The 20,159-nt window shown below is 69.1% G+C and carries 12 protein-coding genes; 5 read left to right on the forward strand and 7 right to left on the reverse strand.

What is annotated here, in order from left to right; all coding sequences use genetic code 11:
* Nucleotides 1–9: 9 nt before the first annotated feature.
* From QPK31_RS25380 to QPK31_RS25390, 3 genes are all read right to left on the reverse strand, one after another.
* The gene (locus QPK31_RS25380; protein WP_290425679.1) at nt 10–867 is read right to left on the reverse strand and encodes an outer envelope protein; all 858 of its coding nucleotides are present in this window, start codon (nt 865–867) and stop codon (nt 10–12) included.
* Nucleotides 864–9,527: a GH36-type glycosyl hydrolase domain-containing protein gene (locus QPK31_RS25385; RefSeq protein WP_290425680.1), complete on the reverse strand. Its 8,664-nt coding sequence runs from the start codon at nt 9,525–9,527 to the stop codon at nt 864–866. The genes QPK31_RS25380 and QPK31_RS25385 overlap by 4 nt, the downstream gene beginning before the upstream one ends.
* Before the next feature lie 142 nt (nt 9,528–9,669).
* A complete protein-coding gene (locus tag QPK31_RS25390) occupies nt 9,670–11,613 on the reverse strand; it encodes an aminotransferase class V-fold PLP-dependent enzyme (protein ID WP_290425681.1) in 1,944 nt (647 codons plus the stop codon).
* Nucleotides 11,614–11,752: 139 nt separating this feature from the next.
* On the opposite strand from QPK31_RS25390, the gene QPK31_RS25395 reads away from it, so the two are divergent.
* The 4 genes from QPK31_RS25395 to QPK31_RS25410 all read left to right on the forward strand — a co-directional run bounded on the left by QPK31_RS25395 (nt 11,753) and on the right by QPK31_RS25410 (nt 15,746).
* Nucleotides 11,753–12,238, forward strand: a complete 486-nt coding sequence (locus QPK31_RS25395) for an Lrp/AsnC family transcriptional regulator (protein ID WP_290425682.1) — start codon at nt 11,753–11,755, stop codon at nt 12,236–12,238.
* Between the two features lie 79 nt (nt 12,239–12,317).
* Nucleotides 12,318–13,451: a branched-chain amino acid ABC transporter substrate-binding protein gene (locus QPK31_RS25400; protein ID WP_290425683.1), complete on the forward strand. Its 1,134-nt coding sequence runs from the start codon at nt 12,318–12,320 to the stop codon at nt 13,449–13,451.
* A gap of 12 nt (nt 13,452–13,463) precedes the next feature.
* Nucleotides 13,464–15,275: a DUF885 family protein gene (locus QPK31_RS25405; protein WP_290425684.1), complete on the forward strand. Its 1,812-nt coding sequence runs from the start codon at nt 13,464–13,466 to the stop codon at nt 15,273–15,275.
* 63 nt (nt 15,276–15,338) lie between these two features.
* Nucleotides 15,339–15,746 (forward strand): hypothetical protein, encoded by a 408-nt coding sequence (locus QPK31_RS25410; RefSeq protein WP_290425685.1) that lies wholly within the window; start codon nt 15,339–15,341, stop codon nt 15,744–15,746.
* Between the two features lie 177 nt (nt 15,747–15,923).
* On the opposite strand, the gene QPK31_RS25415 is transcribed toward QPK31_RS25410, so the two are convergent.
* The 4 genes from QPK31_RS25415 to QPK31_RS25430 all read right to left on the reverse strand — a co-directional run bounded on the left by QPK31_RS25415 (nt 15,924) and on the right by QPK31_RS25430 (nt 19,238).
* A complete protein-coding gene (locus QPK31_RS25415) occupies nt 15,924–16,508 on the reverse strand; it encodes a type IV toxin-antitoxin system AbiEi family antitoxin domain-containing protein (protein ID WP_290425686.1) in 585 nt (194 codons plus the stop codon).
* 144 nt (nt 16,509–16,652) lie between these two features.
* Nucleotides 16,653–18,026 carry a caspase family protein gene (locus tag QPK31_RS25420; protein WP_290425687.1) on the reverse strand — a complete coding sequence of 458 codons (1,374 nt, stop codon included), beginning with the start codon at nt 18,024–18,026 and terminating at the stop codon, nt 16,653–16,655.
* The gene (locus QPK31_RS25425) at nt 18,023–18,649 is read right to left on the reverse strand and encodes a hypothetical protein (RefSeq protein ID WP_290425688.1); all 627 of its coding nucleotides are present in this window, start codon (nt 18,647–18,649) and stop codon (nt 18,023–18,025) included. Before QPK31_RS25425 ends, QPK31_RS25420 begins: the two co-directional genes overlap by 4 nt.
* Nucleotides 18,642–19,238, reverse strand: coding sequence for an RNA polymerase sigma factor (locus QPK31_RS25430; RefSeq protein WP_290425689.1), 597 nt, complete (start codon nt 19,236–19,238; stop codon nt 18,642–18,644). Before QPK31_RS25430 ends, QPK31_RS25425 begins: the two co-directional genes overlap by 8 nt.
* Nucleotides 19,239–19,347: 109 nt before the next feature.
* Between QPK31_RS25430 and QPK31_RS25435 the strand changes: the two genes are divergently transcribed.
* Nucleotides 19,348–20,148 carry a hypothetical protein gene (locus tag QPK31_RS25435; RefSeq protein WP_290425690.1) on the forward strand — a complete coding sequence of 267 codons (801 nt, stop codon included), beginning with the start codon at nt 19,348–19,350 and terminating at the stop codon, nt 20,146–20,148.
* The last annotated feature ends 11 nt before the right edge of the window (nt 20,149–20,159 follow it).

The following is a 20,159-nucleotide window of genomic DNA, read 5'->3' on the forward strand; positions in this document are numbered from 1 at the left end:
GAACGGCCACTAGAAATGGTACTCGGCGCGCACCATCGGCGTGCTGGCGCGCTGGCCGTTGCCGCCCGTGGTCCGGCGCGTGTTGCCGAACTTGTTGTTCCAGAACTGGTATTCGAGGCCGAGGCGGAAACGGTTCTTCGGCTGGCCAAAATGGGCGCCGACGTCGTACATCAACGCCATGTCGAGATTGGTCTCGGCGCCGGTGCCGTTGCCGACCTCGTCGCGTCCCTTGGCCGCGATGAAGTTCAGGTAGCCCTCGAAGGCCAGGCGCTCGGTCACCGGAATGCCCCAGCTCGCGTTCAGCATGGCGTGGTTGTCGTAGGTGTAGCGGCCGTTCACCTCCGAGATCGGCGGAAAGGCCCCGCTCGGCGCATTCGATTCCTTCAGCAGCAGGACGCTGGTGGTGAGGAAGCCCGGCACGTCCCACATCAGCGTCGGTCCGGCCACCAGCATGCGCTTGCGCGAGTTGTAGCCGACGTCGTTCTTGGTGTTCCAGTCGAAGCCGAAGGTGACGCCGACGCCCTTCACCGGGCCGTAGCGCATCTCGGCGCCGCGCAGGGCGCCGATGTCGAGCGTGTGGCGGTAGACGATGTAGGCTTCCTGGGCGCCTTCGGACTGGCCGAGCGAGGCCGGGTCGGTCTTGTCGGACTGCAGCAGATCGACGTTGAAGTAGTTGCTGCCGTACTTGTAGCCGCTGGCGTGGGTCAGCGCGAAGATGTGCTTCTTGATGTGTTCCGGGTTGTAGGGCTCGGCGAAGCGGGTGCCGTAGCGCCAGCTGACGGCCGTGTCGCTCCAGTCGGCAGCATAGGCGCCGCCGCAGGACAGCAGGAAGGCGGCGCCGGCCGCCAGCGTGATTTTCTTGGTCATGTGATCGACTTCGACTGAGTGGGTTCGTGCGCCGCCGCCATGGCGGGTCCGTGCCGGCGCGGCACCAGCAGCTCGACGCGGTGGCGCTGGCCGTCGTCGGCCAGGTCCAGCGTGTTGCCTTCGCGCGCACGGCCATCGACCAGCAGCGCGCCCGCCTCGGCGAAGCGCACCTCGATCTCGTACACGGCGCTGCGGTAGCGGTATTCCATGCGGAAGCCCGGCCACCCGCAAGGCAGCTGCGGCGCCAGCACCAGCCGTTCGCCGCGGCGCTCCACGCCAAGCAGCGATTCGACGATCAGCCGGTACATCCAGCCAGCCGAGCCAGTGTACCAGCTCCAGCCGCCGCGTCCGATATGCGGCGCGGCGGCGCACACATCGTCGGCCAGCACATAGGGTTCGAGACCGTAGCGCCCTGCGTCCTCGCGGCTGGCCGCGTGCTTGATCGGGTTGAGCAGCTCCAGCAGTTCCCAGGCGCGCTCGCTCTGCCCCAGGCGGGCGTAGGCCATCGCCGCCCAGACCGCGGCCTGGGTGCACTGGCCGCCGTTTTCGCGCACGCCGGGCGGGTAGGCGGCGATCGTTCCCGGATCCTGGCTGGCGCCGTCGAAAGGCGGATCGAGCAGCTGCACCAGCCGGTGCCCGCGCCGCATCAGTTGTGCCTCGAACGCCGCCATGGCGCCCGCCGCGCGCTCGGGACCGGCCACGCCCGAGAGCACGCTCCAGGCCTGCACCATCGCATCGATGCGGCAGGCCGCGCCATCCTGCGTGCCGAGCGCCGTGCCGTCGTCGAAGAAGGCGCGGCGGTACCATGCGCCGTCCCAGCCGTGTTCCTCGAGGCGCGCGCCCAGCACCTGGCAGGCGGCGCGGCAGGTGGTGGCGAAGCCGAAGTCGGCGCGGCGTTCGGCCAGCTCGGCGAAGCGCGCCAGCACCTCGGCCATGAAGAAGCCGAGCCAGACACTCTCGCCCTCGCCTTCGATGCCGATGCGGTCCATGGCCTCGTTGCAGTCGCCGCTGCCCATCAGCGGCAGGCCGTGCGCGCCGAAGCGCAGGCCGTGGCGAATCGCGCGCACGCAGTGCTCGTACAGGTCGCCGCGCTGCCCGGATGGCGCCGGCTCGCCCACATACGCTTCTTCGCCCTCGCGCAAGGCGCGGCCTTCGAGCCAGGGCAGCGCTTCGTCCAGCACCGCCATGTCGCCGCTGGCGGCGATGTAGCGGCAGGTTGCGAGCGGCAGCCACAGGTGGTCGTCCGCACAGCGCGTACGCGCGCCGCGCCTGCCGGGCGGATGCCACCAGTGCTGCACGTCGCCTTCGATGAACTGGTGCGCCGCGCACTGCAGCAGCTGCGCGCGCAGCAGTTGCGGACGGGTGTGGATCAGGGCCATCGCATCCTGCAAGCCTTCGCGGAAGCCCTGGGCGCCGCCGGACTGGTACTGGCTGGCGCGCGCCCACAGGCGGCAGCCGATCGTCTGGTACAGCAGCCAGCCGTTGGCCAGCATGTCGAGCGCGGGGTCGGGCGTGGCGATGCGCACGGCGCCCAGGGTCTCGTCCCACCAGGCGCGCAGCTTCTCGAAAGCGGCGGCAGCGGCCGGCGCGCCGCGGTGCCGGCGTACCAGGCCGGGCGCGTCGGCGCCGGCGCCGAGCATGAAGACCAGTTCCTTCTGCTCGCCCGGCTGCAGCTCGAATGCCACCTGCAGCGCGGCGCAGGGGTCGAGCGCGGCGCCGGCGGCGCCCGACAGGCCGGCACGCGCCAGGGCGGCCGGCTGCGCCAGGCTGCGCCCGCGGCCGATGAATTCCATGCGGTCGCAGGTGAAGGCGGCCTGCGCGGCATCGACGTGGAAGAAGGCGACGCTGTCCGCCATGTCGCCGCTGCCCGCCATGTCGCCGCCGTACGCGCTGCGCGCCAACAGCGCGCCGCTGGCGTCGTCGCGCCCGGTCACCACGTGCATGCCGGAGGCGGCACGCTGCTCGCCCAGCACCCATTCCACATAGCCGGTGGCCGACAGGCGGCGCGGCAGGCTGCTGTCGTTGCGCACCTTGAGCACCGCGTACTTGAGCGGCGCATCGAGCGGCACGAAGCTGGCCAGTTCGGAATGGATGCCATGCGCCGTGTGCTCGAACACGCTGTAGCCGAAACCATGGCGCGTCAGGTAGTCGCCCCCCGAGGGACGCGGCGCGCCGGTCGCCGACCAGTACACGCCGCTGTGTTCGTCGCGCAGGTAAAAGGCTTCGCCGCCGGTATCGCGGACCGGGTCGTTGTGCCAGGGCGTGAGGCGGCAGGCCTGGGCGTTGCCGCGCCAGGTGTGCGCCGTGCCGCTTTCCGACACCACTGTGCCGAACTCCGGATTGGCCAGCACGTTCGACCACGGCGCCGGCGTGGGCCGCCCCGGGCCGGTGCGGATGACATATTCGCGGCCGTCGGCGCTGAAGCCGCCGATGCCGTTCTCCAGCACCAGCTGGGGCGGCGCCGGCTGCGGCGTGCGCACGGTCCAGGCATCCTGCGCCGTGTCGCTGTGCAGCAGGGGCGGCAGCGCGGTCTTGCCGGCCGCTGCCCGCCGCAGCTGGTCGCGCAGGCTGCCGCGTTCGTCCAGCAGCACCACGCTGGCAGCTGCCTGCATCAGCAGCTGGTCCTCCTGCGGTACCCCGTCGCTGGAGAACACGTAGACGCCACCCGGGCAGGCGACCGCCTGCGCATCGACACGCGAGGCCACCAGGTTCCGGACCCCGTCGTGCAGGGTGTCGTCGCTGCTGCCGATCCAGATCGCCAGGTCGGTGCGCAGCCCTTTCATGCGCCACCAGGCGTGGGCTTGCAGCAGCTGGCGCACGAAGGCGAGGTTGGCCGGGTCGACAATCCGAGCCAGGAGCAGCGGATGCTCGCCCGTGAGGCCATACGCCTGCAGGCAGGCCTGGCCACGCCCGTTGGCGGCGATGCGGTCCGGGTCGGCGCGCAGGGCGCGCTGCGGATACAGCAGGCTGCCGGCCAGGCGGGCGAACAGCTGGGCCTCGTCTTCGCCGGCATCCAGACTGCGCAGGACGGCCTGGTTGTGAGCCCAGGCCAGGTCAAGGGGGCGGTCGGCGTGCGCATGGTTGCGGTAGCGGTCGATCAGCCGCAGGGCGGACGCGCGCGTGCCGGCCGCGCCCAGCACGAGGTCGACCGCGGCTTCCTCGCCGGGCGCCAGCGCGAGGACGCGGCGGATCGCGACCGCCGGGTCGAGCACAACGCCATCGTGGCCGCCCAGCGGTCCTGGCTGGCGCAGCGCCGCCGGCAGCAGATGCCCATGTTCGCGCCCGACGAAGTGCACTCGGCTGGTCTCGAAGGACGCCGCGCCGGCGCCGGCGCCATGCACGGTCATCAGGTGCAGCAGCCAGGGCGCCGCCTCGCCCTGCCCTTGCGGACGGCGCGTGCACAGGATGGCGTCGCGGGCGGGCAGGATCTCGCCCTGCACGAACAGCTTGCTGAAGGCCGGGTGGGCGTTGTCCAGCGCCGGCGGCGCCAGCGCCACGTCCGCATGGCTCGTCAGCTCGATGCTGCGCGCGCGGCCGGTGACGTTGCGGATGCGCATGCGGCGCAGTTCGACGTCGTCCTCGGGCGACACCACGATCTCGGTCAGCAGTTCGATGCCATGGTCGCGCCGGCGCAGTTCCACGCGCTCTTCCAGAAAACGCACCGCGTAAGCCTCGGGTTCGGCCAGCGCCGGCTGCCAGGCAGCCGGCCAGGCGACGCCGCTGTCCAGGTCGCGCAGGTAGCAGGTCAGGCCGCCATCGAAGCCGGCCGCATCCGCGCGCCAGCGCGTCAGGGCCAGGTCTCCCCAGCGGCTGTAGCCGCCGCCATCGCCCGTCACCATCACGTGGTAGCGCCCGTTCGACAACAGCTGGACGTCGGGCTGCGCCGCGCCGGGGCGCGTGACGGTACGCGCCGGCAGCGGCCGGGAACGCGGCGCCTCGGCCTCGCCGGCGTCCGCCTCGAAGGCGCCGGACTTCGGCACCCGCTCCTGCAGCAGCAGGGAGGCGGCCCGGCACTGCGGGTCGGCGGCGAAGCGCGCCTGCATCGGCTTGTCGTGCAACAGGTTCGATAGCGCCAGCAAGCCCATGCCCTGATGCCGCGCCATGAAGGCGCGCACCACGGCATGCCGGCGGCCGTGCGGCAGGTGCGCGGCGGTATGGTCGATCGCGTCATGGAAACCGTATTCGCCCAGGCAGCCCAGCTGCGCCAGGCGCTCCAGGTTGGCGCAGGCCGCTTCCGGTTCCACCATCAGGGCCAGCATGCTGGCGTAGGGCGCCACCACGAGGTCGTCGCCGCGGCCGCGCCGCAGGCCCATGGCCGGCACGCCAAAGGCGCCGTAGGCATACTGCATCGCCGCGTCCACCGCGTGGTAGCTGGAGTCGGACATGCCCCAGGGGATGCCGTGGCGGCGCGCATGGTCGATCTGCACGCGAACCGCCGCGTGGCAGCTGCGGTCGAGCAGCGTGTTGCGCCAGGTCGGCATCACCAGTAGCGGCGCCAGGTAGGCGGCCAGCGCGCCGCTGCGCGACAGCAGCACCTGCTCGCCGTGCACGATGCCGAGCTGGCGTCCGAGCGCGAACCAGTGTTCCTGCGGCAGCTGGCCCTGGGCGATGCCGATGAAGCTGGCCAGGCGCGCCTTCGATGCCAGCAAGTCGTGGACGTCGCTGTCGGGGCGTTCCTCGTCCACCTGGTAGCCGGTGGCCAGCAGGCCGAGTTCGCGCCGGTAGAGGCAGCCGAAGTCCATCGCGCCGAACCCGCGCGCCTGGCTGGCCAGGGTGGCGATCGCGGTCATGCGCGCATTCGCCGTGGCCACGCCCTCTTCCACCAGCGCCGCCAGCGAGCGCGAGGAAGCGTCGGTGGCGCGGGGCGGAACGACAGCGGCCAGCTCGCGCAGCGTCGGGATGCGGGTCAGGCTGGCGTCGAGCACGTATTCGTGCACCGCGCGCATCCAGGGCGCCAGGTCGAGCAGGTCGGCGTGGGCGGCGCGGCACTGGCTGTCCAGGCGTTCGCACCAGGCGCGCAGCTGCGGGTCGGCGTCATCGGGCAAGGCGGCGAGCAATGCCGCGGCCGCGCCGGCGGCGGCCTGCAGGCAGTCGGCCAGGCCCGGCAGGGTGTCGGCGCTGCGGCAGCTGTCCGGGCCGAGCGCCGCGCGGCAGCGCGCCAGCGCATCCGCCGGCGGCGCGTGTTCCCCGATCACATCGAGCGTGGCGCGCGCACCGGCCAGCGATGTGACGCCGGCAACCGGTTCGTCGGCCATCTGCTCCAGCCCGGCGGCCAGGGTCAGCAGGTAGCCGGCCAGGTTGCCGCTTTCGACAGTCGACACATACTTGGGTAAAAGCGGCGCCAGGGTCTGCGTGTCGTAGCCGCTGTAGAAGTGGCCGCGATAGCGTTCGAGCAGCGCCATGCTGTCGAAGGCCGCGCGCACCCGCGCCAGCAGCTCGGCCTGCGCGATGAAGCCGAAGTCGCGCGCCGCCAGGCTGGCCAGCAGCCCGACGCCGATACTGGTCGGCGAGGTGCGCGGCAAGGTGCTGGCCTGCGGGTGTTCCTGCAGCGTGTCGGGCGCGAGCCAGTTGTGCCCGGGCCCGGCCTGGGTTTCGAAGAAGCCCCAGGTGCGGCGCGCCAGCCGGGTCAGGAACAGGGTCTGCTCGCCCGACAGCTGCGGCACGCGCGGCACGAAGGGCAGGCTGAGCCACCAGGCGAGGATGGGCGACAGGAACCACAGCAACAGCAGCGGCGCGGCGGCGAACAGCGCAAACGGATGGGCAAAGCTCAGCAGCAGCGCCGTGCCCACGGCCAGCGCCGGCGCGAACCACATGTTGCGCCAGTTGGCTTCCAGGTCCAGGCTGGAGCGCGCCAGGCTGGCCGCCTTCCATTCGAGCAGCCTGCGCTTCGAAACGACCAGGCGCCAGCTGCCGCGTGCGATCGCATCCACGCTGTACCAGGCTTCGTGCGGCAGGAAGGACATGCTCATCACCGCATGCCCGAGTGCGCCGCGCGCGCCGCGCCACCAGTTGGCCAGGTGCTGGCGCCACAGCATGTCGTGCGGCTTGTCGCCGAGCGCGGCGAACATGCCGAGGAAGGCCGGCAGGAAGAACACGGCCAGCGCCGCCGCGCTCCAGAACGCCGGCTCGGGCAGCAGCGACCAGCACAGCAGCAGGGTCGCCACCAGGGTCGGCGCCACCAGGCTGCGGCGCAAGGCGTCGAACAGCTTCCAGCGCGCCAGCGGCGGCAGCGGATTCGCCTCGCGCCCGCCGCCCGGCGCGGGCACGCGGGCGCGCAGCCAGCCCGCCAGTTGCCAGGCGCCGCGGATGCGGCGGTGGCGGCGGCCGACGTCGTCGCTGTAGCGCGCAGGATAGGCCTGGTACACCTGCACGTCGCTGGCCAGGCCGGAGCGCAGATAGACGTCTTCCAGCGGCTCGTGCGCCAGCACTTGCCCGTCCGGCAGGCGCGCGCCCAGCACGCGCTCGAAGGTATCGACCTCGTAGATGCCCTTGCCCAGCCAGGCGCCCTGGCCGAACAGGTCCTGGTAGACGTCGGGCGCGGTATGCGCATACAAATCGATGCCCGGCTCGCCGCCGCACAGGCGCTCGTAGCGCGAGGCGTCGTCGACCGGCAGCGAAGTGGTCACGCGCGGCTGCAGCAGGCCGTGGCCGGCGATCACGCGGCTGCCGGATGGGTCGAGCAGCGGACGGTTCAGCGGATGCGCCATGGCCGCCACCAGCTGGCGTGCGGCGTCGCGCGGCAGCTGGGTGTCGGGGTCCAGCGCGATCACGTAGCGCACCTGGTCCAGGCCTTCGAGACCGCCCTCGGCCAGGACGAAGCGCTCGCGCGCGCCGCCGCGCAGGAAGGCGTTCAGGTCGGCCAGCTTGCCGCGCTTGCGTTCGCGGCCGATCCAGGCGCCTTCGGTGCCGCTCCAGGTGCGCGGGCGCTGCAGCAGCAGGAAGGGCGCGCCCTGCCCGTCGCCGTGGCGCGCATTCAGGGCGGCGATGGCGCTGCGCGCTCCTTCCAGCAGTTCGGCATCCTCGAACATGGTTTCTTGCGGCGCATCGGCGAAATCGCCCAGCAGGCAAAAGCGCAGTTGCGGGTCGCGGTTGGCCAGGTAGCACACTTCCAGGCTGGCACCCAGGGCGGCGACGGTCTCCGCGCTGTCGAGCAGGGCCGGGACCACGACCAGGGTCTGCGCATCGTGCGGGATGCCGGCGCCGAAATCCATGCGCGCCAGCGGCTGCGGCCGCACCAGGCGCGCCGTCATCGCGTTGACGAGCGCCAGCGCCAGCTGGCTGGCGCCGAACGCCGACAGCAGGGCCAGCGCCAGCAGCAGCGGCATGCCGGCGCCATCGATCCAGGCGTGCACCAGCAGCGCCGTGACGAACAGCAGCGTGAAGCCGCCGACGGCGCCGAGCCAAGACAGCAAGGGCCGGCGCCGCGCCGCACCGCGCAGGCCGGCCAGCACGCCGGCGCGCATGCGCAGCCTGGCGCGCAGCGCCGGCAAGCCCGCGCCGGCCAGGTAATAGCCGACATGGCGCATGCGGCCATCCGCGCCTTCGGCTACTGGCTGGGCGTTGGCCAGCGCCAGCGCCTCGGCCGCCACTTCCGATTCGCCGTGCCGCGACTGCTGCGCCAGGCGCTCGACGGCGTGGCGGTAATGCGCGCGCGTGGCGGCATCCATGCGCGCATGCACGCCGGCGGGGTCCTGGCGCAGCGTGGCCTCGACCGCGCTCATGGTCTCGACGAAGTCGTGCCAGTCGATGGCCGCGACCAGGCGCAGGCTGGCGAGGCTGTTGGCGATCGACTCCGCGTCGGCGGCCTGGCTGGCGCTGTCGAGCTGGACGTGGGCGGCGATGCTCGAGCCTTCGTCGGCCAGGCGTGCGCCGATCCACTCCAGCACCTGCGCCAGCGCGGCGCCCCCGCCCTGCAGGCGCTGCGCCAGGTCGGCGACAAAGCCGGCGCCCAGCGGCTGCACGGCGCGCGCCATGTCGGCCACCAGCAGCACCAGGTCGCCGGGGCGGTTCGCGGAGGTGGCGATCAGGCGCTCGGCCCAGCCTTCGGCCAGTTCGTGCTCGACGCGGCGCGCATCCAGGCGCGCGGCGATGCGGCGCAGGTTGTCGACCAGGGCCAGGCGCAGCATGACCGGGATGGTCCGCAACTCGACCAGCTTCAGGGGCGCGCCTTCCTGGTAGGCGGCCACGAAGCGCGCCAGGCTTTCCTGCTCCAGGCGGCCGTCGCCGTGCGTGACGACTTCGAGCGCCAGCTGGTAGATGCGCGGCGCGCCGCCGGCCAGGCGCGGCAGGGCGCGGCTGCAGGCTGGCGGCAGCTGGTGGCGCGCGCTGCGCACGTGTTCGGCGACCAGGTGGTAATCGTCGAGCAGGGTCTCGGCCGCCGGCGCCAGGGTTTGTTTGTTCCTTGCCGCGCGCGCCAGGGCGGCGCAGGCCTGCTGGATGACCGCGCCATTCGCGGCCAGGCGCACCAGCAGGCGGTCGGGCGTGTCTTCGTGCGCGAGTTCGTGGCGCGCCGCCAGCTGGCGTCCGTGCACCGCCATCTGCGCCGCGCTGAACACCTCGGCGCGCAGGGGCGCCTCGTCCGCGCCGGGCTGGGCTTGCGTGCGGACAGGCTGGCGCCCCGTACGCCGGGCGTCGGGCAGGAGATGCAGTTCTTCGTTCAACAGGGCCTCGATGATGGACGTGCAATCCGCCTGTGCGGCGCACGCGTCAAGGCATGCTAGAAGATCATCGGATGAGAAACCGTGCGCTAACGTACGCAGGTGTCCCCGCCGCCTGACGGGGATCAAGCATGCGCCTGCCGGCTCAGTCGCGCAGCAGCGCCAGCCCGCCGGCCAGGTGCCAGACCCGCTCGCGCCCCAGCCCCTGCAGGCATTGCGCCGCCTTCAGGCTGCGGTTGCCGCTGCGGCAGAAGAACACCAGCGGACGCGCTTCGTCGCGCAGCCAGGCGGCATGGTCGGCCAGGCGCGACAGCGGCAGGCTGTAGGCGGCGCGGCCTTGCAGGCTGGGGGTGCCGGCCGCGTGCTCGCAGGCTTCGCGCACGTCGATCAGCAGCGCGTCGGGATGCGCGGCAAAGAAGTGTTTCAACTGGTGACGCGCGAGTTCGGCAGGCTGGCGCACCGGCTGCAGCGCCGCGTCGATGCCCGCGGGCCGGCAAACGATGGCGTCGCCGGATGCGTCGCCGAAGGCCAGGCGCACCTTGGCCAGCACGCCCTCCTCCACCGTCGCGAGCACGAAGCCGGCCGCACCGGGCCGCCGCGCCAGCACCTCGCGTCCGAGGCGGATGGCTTCGGCCGGGCTGCCGTCGGCCATCCGCACCGTCTCGCACGCGGCCGGCCAGCCCGCGGCCTGCAGCCGGTCGCGCAGCGCGGCGCCGCCGTCCTCGGTGGTGGCGAGTACCGCGCGCAGCCGGTAGGCGTGCTGGCGCAGCAGCGCCGTGACGCGTTCCGCCAGCGCGGCCGGCACGTCGATCGCCACGCAATCGCCGCCTGCGGGATCGAAGACCAGCCAGCCGCCATCGGCGCCGAAGTGGTACACGCCTGCGGCGCCCGGGCGCGAAGCCGCCAGCGGCAGCTTGCGCAGCGCCTCGCCGCAGCGCGCGATGCGCTCCACGGCGGCGTCGACAAAGGCATCGTCCAGCAGCGGCCCGAGCGACAGGCGCACCGCGTTCGCGCAGCGCCAGGCGGGCAAGCCCATCGCTTCCAGCACGTAGCTGGGCGCCGCCCTGGCAGCGGAACAGGCCGAACCGGCGCTGACGCGGATGCCGGCGGCATCGAACAGGTCGAGCAGTTCCTTGCCCGACAGGCCGGGCACGGCGAAGTTGAGCGTGGTCGGCAGCGCGTGCGCGAATGGGGTATTGAAGACGATCGCCGGGAAGGCCGCGCGCAGGGCCGCCGCCAGGCGGTCGCGCGCATACAGCAGCTGCGCGTGCGAGCGGAACACGTTCCCCTCTTCCAGCGCGCGCAGGACCGCGCCGAGCGCGGCGATGCCGGCCATGTTCTCGGTGCCCGAGCGCTGGCCGCCTTCCTGGCCGCCGCCGCACATCAGCGCCGTGAAGGGCGCGCCGTCGCGCACATACAGCATGCCGACGCCCTTCGGCGCATACAGTTTATGGCCCGAGAAGGGCGCGTAGTCGATGCGGGTGCGCTGCAGGTCCAGCGGCAGCTTGCCGAGCGCCTGCACGCAATCGACCATCCACAGTGCGGGACTGGCGGTTTCGGCCAGCACCGCGGCGATGCCGTCGAGGTCGGACACGACGCCGCTCTCGTTGTTGGCCGCCATCGTGCACAGGAAAGCCGTGCGCGGCGCCAGTTCGCGCAGCAGGTCCAGGCGGTGGCGGCCATCGCCGTCGACCGGCAGCGCCTGCAGGGTCAGGTTGGTGCCGAGGATGCGGTTCCAGTGCGCCAGGCTTTCCGGCACCGCCTTGTGTTCGGTGGCGCCGTACAGGAGCAAGTCGCCGCAGGGCTGGCCGGCGGCGCGGCGCTCGCGCAGCGCGCACAGGGCCGACAGCACGGCGGTCTGGATGCCTTCGGTGGCGCCGCTGGTGAACATCACCCGCCCCGTTCCCGCGCCCAGCACGCGCCGCGCCCGTGCATGCGCCTCGTCGAGGACGACGCGGGCGCGCAGGCCGGCCGCGTGGCTGCTGCTCGGGTTGCCGAAATCGATCTGCATGGCGGCATGCGCGGCGACGATGGCGGCCGTCAGCACGGGCGAGGTGGCATTGGCGTCGAGGTAGAGTTCGGAGTCCATAATAAAACTGAAATTGCGGGCGAAGATCGTGTTATTGTTCAGAAATATGTTACGAATTTGTATAGAAGTGCGCATTCTTAATTCGTTTGTATATCGCCAAAACTAAGCATGTTTGTTCTCATAGTGACCTATAAATAGAATGAATTCACTAGACAAATTTGATTGCGCCATTCTTGCCGCGCTCCAGGCAGACGCGACGCTGTCGATTTCCGGGCTCAGCGAAAAGGTGGGCCTGTCGAGCACCCCGTGCTGGAAGCGCGTCAAGCGCCTCGAGGAAGAGGGCTATATCGAAAGCCGCGTCACCATCGTCAACCGCCGGAAGGTGGGCTTGCCGGTGACGGTATTCGTCAGCGTGCGCACCCGCGAGCACGACGAAAAATGGCTGGAGCGCTTTGCCGCCGCCGTGACCGCCCTGCCCGAGGTGCTCGAATTCCACCGCATGAGCGGCGACGTCGACTACCTGCTGAAAGTGGTCACCACCGACATCGAAGGCTACGACCGCTTCTACAAGAAGCTGATCAAGACCGCCCAGCTGACCGGCGTCTCCTCGGCCTTCTCGATGGAGCAGATCAAGAGCACGACCGCGTTGCCGCTGGAACTCATCGCGCACGGCTTGCCGGCCTGACCTGGCCGTGCATTGTCCCTTCCGGGCATGCCGTTTTATGCGATGATGGCGTCCGTTTGCACATAACGGAGACAGGCTGATGCCATCGAAAATGAACATGGCGCCACTGGCGCTGGCCGCGCTGCTGTGCGTATCCGGCACGGCGCTGGCGCAGGAACAAGTCGTCAAGATCGGCGTGACCGGCCCGCTCTCGGGCGCCAACGCCTTTGCCGGCAAGGACAACGAAAACGGCGTGCGCCTGGCGGTCGAAGACCTCAACGCCCAGAAGATCAAGGTAGCCGGCAAGACCGTGCGCTTCGATCTGCAATCCGAAGACGACGCCGGCGATCCGAAACAGGGCGTGACGGTGGCGCAGAAGCTGGTCGACGGCGGCGTGAAGTTCGTGCTCGGCCCCTACAACTCGGGCGTCGCGATTCCCGCTTCGCGCGTGTACAACGAGGCCGGCGCCCTGATGTCCACGGTCGGCACCAATCCCAAGATCACCCAGGGCGGTTATAAAACCGTGTTCCGCACCGTCGCCAGCGACGCCCAGGTGGGCGGCTCGATGGCCAGCTACGCGGCCAAGGAACTGAAAGTGAAGAACGTCGGCGTGATCGACGACCGCACCGCCTTCGGCACCGGCATCGCCGCCGAATTCAAGCGCCAGGCGCAGGCCGCCGGCATGAAGGTCGCCGGCCACGAATTCACCAACGACAAGGCGAGCGACTTTTCCGCCATCCTGACCTCGCTGCGCGCGAAGAAGGTCGACGCCATCTTCTTCGGCGGCTATGCGCCGCAGGCCGCGCCGATGGCGCGCCAGATGGCCGCCCTCGGCCTGAAGGTGCCGCTGCTCGGCGGCGATACCCTGTGCAGCCCCGAGATGGCCAAGCTCGGCGGCCCGGCCGTCGGCGAAAACGTGCGCTGCGCCCAGGCCGGCGCCATCATCGCCAAACAGCCGAACGGCCCGGCTTTCCTGAGCAAGTACAAGGCGCGCTTCAAGCGCGAACCCGACGTCTACGCGCCTTCCTTCTACGACCAGACCATGTTCATCGCCCAGGCGATGCAAAAGGCGAACTCCTTCGACCCGGCCGCCGTGGCCCAGCAGCTGCGCACCCTGAGCTACGCGGGCGTGGTCGGCACCTACGGCTACGACGACAAGGGCAACCTGAAGAAGACCGCCGTCACCGTCTACACCTTCAAGAATGGCGCCCTGGCGCCGCTGGCAAGCTATTAAGGATTCATGCACATGACCCAGTTGTTCAAGCTCGGCGCACTCGCCGCGGCCGCACTCATCGCCTCCGCACCTGCCCTGGCCGCAGGGCAGGCTGCCACACCCGCCACCAAGCAGGCCACCGCCAATCCGCAAGCCGGCAAGGCGCTCAACAAGCTCGCCGACGAATACTACGATGCCATCGCGCGCTTCGATCCGGTGTCGGCCAGCGAAAGCGGCGACAACCGCTTCATCGACCAGATCGGCATGACGATCTCGCCGCAGGAACGGGCTAAACAGTTTGCACGGTATAAAGACTTCCAGAAGCGCCTGCACGCGATCAAGCGCGACAGCCTGGGCCAACGCGACCAGACCAGCTACGACATCCTCGACTACGAGCTGGCGACCGCGCTGCGCTTCGAGCCCTTCCCGGAATACCTGCTGCCGGTCAGCCAGATGGACAGCATGCCGGTCACGCTGGCCAACTACGCCAGCGGCCAGGGCGCCCAGCCTTTGTCGAGCGTGAAGGATTACCGTGCCTACGCCAGCCGCCTGGTCCAGCTCGGCCCCTGGATCGACCAGGCCATCGCCAACATGCGCGAAGGCGTCAAGCGCGGCGTGACCTATCCGAAATCGGTGATGACGTCCGCCCTGCCCCAGTTCAAGCAGCTGGTGGCGGCCACGCCCGAAGACAGCATCTATTATTCGCCGGTGAAGAGCTTCCCGGATGGGTTCTCCGACGCCGACAAGCGCCAGCTCACCAAGCTGTATGGCGACACCATAGCCGGGAAGCTGAATCCGGCGCTGGCGCGCCTGGCGACCTTCCTGGAAAAGGAATACCTGCCCGTTGCGCGCACCAGCACCGGCTGGGACGCCCTGCCGAACGGCGCCGCGTGGTACAAGGTGCGCGTGGCGAGCCAGACCACCACCAGCCTGACGCCCGAGCGGATCCACGAGATCGGCCTTAAGGAAGTGGCGCGCATCCAGGGCGAATACGGCCGCACCGGCCCGAAGATGGGCTACAACGGCCCGGCCGCCGGCCTGCCGGCCTGGGTGTCGCAACAGGCGAAGTACAAGCCATTTAAAACCGACCAGGAAGTCATCGCCGTCTACCGCAAGCTCGACGCCCAGCTGCGCACGAAGCTGCCTTCGATGTTCAACCTGATGCCCAAATCCCCGCTCGACCTGCGCCTCGAACCTGAACTGAGCCGCGCCACGGCCTCGGACCACTACACCCCGCCGGCGGTGGACGGTTCGCGTCCGGGCGTGTTCTGGTCGGTGGTGAACGACCCGACGCAGTACGGCAGCACCGGCATGGTCACGCTGTTCCTGCACGAAGGCCAGCCGGGCCACCACTTCCACATCGCGCTGGTGCAGGAACTGGGCCTGCCGAACTTCCGCAAGTTCGGCGGCAACAACGCCTTTACCGAAGGCTGGGCGCTGTATGCCGAGACCCTGGGCAAGGACATGGGCCTGTTCGACAAGCCGGAAGATTACTTCGGCCACCTGAACGACGAGATGCTGCGCGCCGCGCGCCTGGTGGTCGACACCGGCATGCACACGAAGGGCTGGTCGCGCGAACAGGGCATCAAGTACTTCTCGGAGACGCTGGGCTACAGCGAAGCCGACTCGCGCGCCCAGATCGAGCGCTACATGGTGTGGCCGGGCCAGGCGCTGGGCTACAAGATCGGGGCGCTGAAGATCGTCGAACTGCGCCGCCGTGCGGAAAGCGCGCTGGGCGACAAGTTCAACATCCGCAAGTTCCACGACATCGTGCTGGGTGAAGGGACGTTGCCGCTGTCGTTGCTGGAGGCGAAGGTGGATCGCTGGATTGCCGAGTCGAAGTAAGCGCTTGAGGGAGGTGGGCGTCTGCCCACCTTCGTGATCGATTGTCAGGAAGACAGGCAAGTCATGAAGTTCTCGTCTGCGAAAAATGAGGCGCCCAAGGAATCTGGCTGTTCGATACCGATCGACGCAAGACAGGTGATGCCGATGCGCTTCGCGACACGGCTAGCGATTGGTCTGTTGTTGGTTCAGGCCGGCATCGTACTTACTGTCGTGCTGGAGCGTTTTTTGGTCGCACTGTACAAGCTTTACAAATTTTATTTTGCGTGGCCCCAGCCGATTTACTTCCAAAGTAATACAGTCATTTTCTTTGTCGCCTATTCTGTGATGATCTGGATTGCCAGTCACTGGCTGGCACGATCAGCAGAGGCCGGCGGTATAAAACGCTTCGCCAGGCTGGCAAAAGGAATGAATGCAAGTGCGCTCGTCGTGGTGCTCATGATGCTCTTGTCAAAGCTGGCGATGCTTTCATGATCAAGGAAATAGCCTTGCGAATGCAGCCGAACTGGCAATGGCGGTATAACGCGGATAGGCACGCAGTGCAGGGCTGGGCATACCGGCCAGTCAGCACTTGCTGATACTCGAGATGCGCATCCCTTGCCGTGTTCTTGAGCCGGGCCAGGACCGACTGCGGCATGTTCCTTGTCACATTCAAACAAGCGACTCCAGATAAGGACGCATGATTTTCTCGACCCGGCAAACCTTACCGAAATAATAAAGCTCGCGCATCGTTACGCGCTTTTCCCGCCATGCCTCGCGCAGCGCCTCGATGCCGACATCGACGCCGATCTTGTTGCGGTACTTGAAGCAGTCGGCAATTGTCTTGGCAATACCATACACCTCGATGGCCTGCCCGGCCACCTCGTGCCGTTCGACGCCTTCCGTGAGCGCCGTGCCTGAGTACCAGACAATCCTGACGGGGGGATAGTCGATCTTCGGGGCACGTGCCTTATTGGGCAGTGCCAGCCAGACTTCGAAGGGCGACTGGGTGGTCAGCTTGTGAAAACGCAGGGCGGTAAGGAGGCAGAAAACGCCCTGTCCCCTATAGGCGGCAAGGTCGACCAGACTATCCAGTTCCGTGCTGGGCCTGTTGGTGAATGCGTACAGGCCGCGAGCGATGCGCGTGATATCGCCTTGGCGCACCAGGCGCGTCAGTGCCATGCGGGACAGGCCAGCGTCGACGGCATCTTTCGCCCGGAAGGCTGGTTTATTGACAGCTTGCAGCGCGGTGTTCATGCATCCATTGTTGCATATCGTCGGTAAATGCCAATAACTACCGACACTTTGCAACACCACTGTTTTCATGCACCGCAATCTCACCCAACAATGAGAAATGGCCGCTGTGGGAATGGCGTTCCCGAAACGGACCGGTATCCGCGCTTACTGCCCCGTCTTCGGCTGCATCTTCCCCTGCTTCATCATGGTCGCATTGCTGTCCATGATGGTCCCCCACAGCGCCTTGACCGCTTCCGGCGTCGGGTTCTGCTGCATGCGCAGCTGGGCCAGGTCGATGCGGGCACGCGGGTAGCGCGCCTGCGCCGCCTTTTCCAGCCAGCCTAACGCCTCCTCGCGCGCTTGCGCGGTGCGGTCGGCATACAGCATCTCGCCCAGCTCGGTCTGCGCCACCGGGAAGCCGAGGCGCGCCGCTTTCAGGAACCACCCTTTCGCCTGTGCCCTGGCCTGGCGCCTTTCCGCGCCGCCCTGCTCCGCATCCTGCAAGGCGGCCAGCCCCAGCGTGGTCATCGCCACCACATTGCCCTTGCCGGCCTGGCGCCGCAGCGCCGCCATCTCGTTGCTGTCGGCCGCACGCGCGCGCGCTTCCAGCTCATGATCCAGCCCGGTCCAATCCGATTCGTCCATATCGCGGTACCAGGCGTCGTTGCCGGTGCTGCCGATCGAGCCGATGCCGCGCGAACGGCCGGCGGCTGCGCTCGAACGGGCCGTCAGCGGCGGCGCCCCCGGACGCCAGCCCGGCGGCGGCAGGAAATAGAAATCGCCGGCCAGCGAGGACTCGAACCAGGGCTGCTGGTCTTCGCGGGTCTGGCGCCGCACCTGGTCGGACAAGGTGCGGAACAGCGTCTCGGCCGGCAGCCCGCGCTGGGCCAGCAGCCTGGCCAGGGTCTCGGTATAGATGCTGTGGCGGCGGCCGCTGCCGTCCTCGGCCAGTTGGCCAGGCGCGGTGGAGTAGGCCACCAGGGTGCCGCGCGCGGCGCTGGACGGCGCCAGGCCCAGGTTCTCGTAGCTGCGCAGCTTGACCGGCTTCACCGGCTGGAAGGGGTTGTTGCGGCAGGCATCGAGGATCATCACGTTGACCGCCGATTTCGACAGCGCCAGCCTTTCGTGCAACGCCTGCAGCGGAAAGGCGCGCTGCTTCACGCCCTCTTCGCCGGTGACGACCATGTCGACCGGCAGCAGGTAGTTCTCGCCCTTGATCTGCATGCCGTGGCCGGCGTAGTAGACCACGGCCGAGGCGCCGGCCGGCAGCCGCTCGGCGAAGCCGCGCGTGGCGTCGAACATGCCGCTGCGCGTGAGGTCGGTCTTCAGGGTGACGTCGAAGCCGGCCTGGCGCAGGCTGTCGGCAATCAGCCTGGCGTCGGGCCGCGTGTTCGGCAGGCTGTTGGTGCCGTAGTCGCCATTCCCGATCACCAGCGCGTAGCGGTTGGTGATGGATGCCGGCGCCTGCGTCTTCACCTGCGCCTGGGCCGGCGTCCACGCCAGCACCAGCAAGAACACGCCAAGAAGACGCAGCATCATGGCGCCTCCAGCACCAGCACGTCGTCCACCAGGTTCGAACCCAGCAGGGCATTGCGCACGGCCTCGATGCGCTTGCGGTCGTCGACCACCAGCCAGAACTCGCCGCCGCTGCCCGGCCCCCACACGATCTGGCAGCGTTGCGCCTGCAGCAGCTCGGCCAGCTGCGCCATGTTCGTCGATGCACGCACCACGATCTTCAGGTTGGCCGCGCGCTGGGCCGTGGCCAGCGAACGGGTCACGGGTTCGTCGGCCACACGCGGCAGCACGCCCAGGTTCATCACCGTCTGCAGTCCCAACAGGGCGATGACGAAGCCCAGCGCTGGCGAGAAGCCCCAGCTCCTTGCCCACTCGCGCCAGCCGCGCCGCGGCGGCTTTTGTTCGTCAGCGCGCGCGGCGGCCAGGCGCTGCCGGAACTGCGCGAAGCCGGCCATCGGATCGCGCTCCTCCACATGCCGGCGCGCCGCACCGGCGAGCGCCTGCGCGAACGCGAGTTCTTCGCGCGCTTCGGCATCGTCTGCCAGGAAGGCCTCGACGGCGGCGCGCTCGCCCGCAGGCAGCGTGCCATTGATATAAAAGGGCAGCGCCGCCCGGAAGCTGGCGCGTGCCTGTGCCTTGTCATCCATTCCGTTCTCCTCCGAAGCCGCCACCAAAGGCCCGTTCCAGGCATTCGCGCACACGGCGCCGCGCGTGGAACAGGCGCGATTTCACGGTCCCTTCCGGCACGCCGGTGCGCGCCGCCACTTCCTCCAGGCCGCACTCTTCCACCGCGCTCCAGTACAGCGCCTCGCGCTGGCTGTCCGGCAGGCGGTCCATGCATTCGACAAGCGCCGCGCCGCGCTCGCGCTCCTCGATCAGCTCCAGCACGCCCCAACCCGGCGCGGCGGCGTTGTCGATGGCGTCGGGATCGTCGACGAACACTTCCTCGATCCGTCCTTTGCGGCGCCGCCAGTCGGCCACCTTGTTGCGCGCGATGCCGCACAGCCAGGTCGAGAACTCCGACACCCCGGTATACGCATCGGTCTTGCGGAAGGCCACCAGCAGCGTGTCGCTGACGATCTCCTCGACCGCATGCGGGTCGTCCCACACCTGCGCGCGCACGTAGCCATACACGAGGGGCTGGTAGGCCGCGTACAGCCTGGCCAACGCTGTATCGTCGCCGCGCGCGATCTGGTTCAACAGCATCCGCACTTCATGGCGGGGAAGGTTTCGCATTGTTCGTCAAAAAAAAATCTGAAAAAAGATTGAACCGGTTCCAACCCGGCAGCGATACACGGGCACAGATGCTAACACCGACCCACCCTGACCCGAGGAGCTACCACCCATGAATACCCTGACCACGTCCACCCGCACCTTGCGCGGGAAAATCCTGCGCGACACCCAGGCCGGCCCCGGCCTGCTGGCGGTCGACGGCAACAAGATCCCCTTCACGCTCGAGGACCACTGGAACGGCACCACCCCGCCCCAGACCGGCGGCAGCGTCGACATCGGCTTCGACGAAGGCGGCCAGCTGCGCAGCGTGCACCCGGTCGGCGTCGGCAAGGAAGAACTCGAGATCGCCGGCGAACTGGCGCGCCAGGCCCTCGGCAAGGGCGCGCCGGTGCTGCGCGCGTCGGTGCGGAAGATCGGCACGCCGGTGCTGGTGGCCATGGCCATCGTCGCCGTCAGCTGGATCTGGCTGCCGGCGGTGACGGTGCAGATCATGGCCGGCATGGCGCAAAGCGCCACCATGTTCGACGTGCTGCGCATGGTGAACGCAGGCGCCAGCCTGCAAGACTTCGGCCGCGGCGGCAGCGCCGGCCTGTACGGCCTGCTGTGCATCCTGGCGATGGCCGCGCCCGCCCTGCCCGCCCTGTGGAAGCACCGCCTGGCGCCGCTCGGCTACTTCGCCCCGCTTGCCTTCCTGGCCGCCGTCGGCCTGGTCATCTACATGAAGATGAACGCCATGGCCAGCGCCGCCACCGAACAGATGCGCGGCCTCGGCGGCAGCGGCATGGGCGACATCATCGGCGCCATGATGAAACAAGTGATGCAGGCCGTCTCGGTTGGCTTCGGCGTGTATGTGTCGCTGGCCGCTGCCCTCTACCTGGCCTGGATCGGCCTGCGCGCAATTCGTCAACGTTAATCCACCCCCAA

Origin of the sequence: Massilia sp. YIM B02769, from assembly GCF_030411995.1 — a bacterium.
Classification (GTDB): Bacteria; Pseudomonadota; Gammaproteobacteria; order Burkholderiales; family Burkholderiaceae_D; genus Telluria.

Bases quoted from the DNA above. Each gene is read 5' to 3' on its own strand.
- QPK31_RS25380 (WP_290425679.1), bottom strand. From the start codon at position 867: ATGACCAAGAAAATCACGCTGGCGGCCGGCGCCGCCTTCCTGCTGTCC.
- QPK31_RS25390 (WP_290425681.1), bottom strand. From the start codon at position 11,613: ATGGACTCCGAACTCTACCTCGACGCCAATGCCACCTCGCCCGTGCTG.
- QPK31_RS25395 (WP_290425682.1), top strand. From the start codon at position 11,753: ATGAATTCACTAGACAAATTTGATTGCGCCATTCTTGCCGCGCTCCAG.
- QPK31_RS25400 (WP_290425683.1), top strand. From the start codon at position 12,318: ATGCCATCGAAAATGAACATGGCGCCACTGGCGCTGGCCGCGCTGCTG.
- QPK31_RS25405 (WP_290425684.1), top strand. From the start codon at position 13,464: ATGACCCAGTTGTTCAAGCTCGGCGCACTCGCCGCGGCCGCACTCATC.
- QPK31_RS25410 (WP_290425685.1), top strand. From the start codon at position 15,339: ATGAAGTTCTCGTCTGCGAAAAATGAGGCGCCCAAGGAATCTGGCTGT.
- QPK31_RS25415 (WP_290425686.1), bottom strand. From the start codon at position 16,508: ATGAACACCGCGCTGCAAGCTGTCAATAAACCAGCCTTCCGGGCGAAA.
- QPK31_RS25420 (WP_290425687.1), bottom strand. From the start codon at position 18,026: ATGATGCTGCGTCTTCTTGGCGTGTTCTTGCTGGTGCTGGCGTGGACG.
- QPK31_RS25425 (WP_290425688.1), bottom strand. From the start codon at position 18,649: ATGGATGACAAGGCACAGGCACGCGCCAGCTTCCGGGCGGCGCTGCCC.
- QPK31_RS25430 (WP_290425689.1), bottom strand. From the start codon at position 19,238: ATGCGAAACCTTCCCCGCCATGAAGTGCGGATGCTGTTGAACCAGATC.
- QPK31_RS25435 (WP_290425690.1), top strand. From the start codon at position 19,348: ATGAATACCCTGACCACGTCCACCCGCACCTTGCGCGGGAAAATCCTG.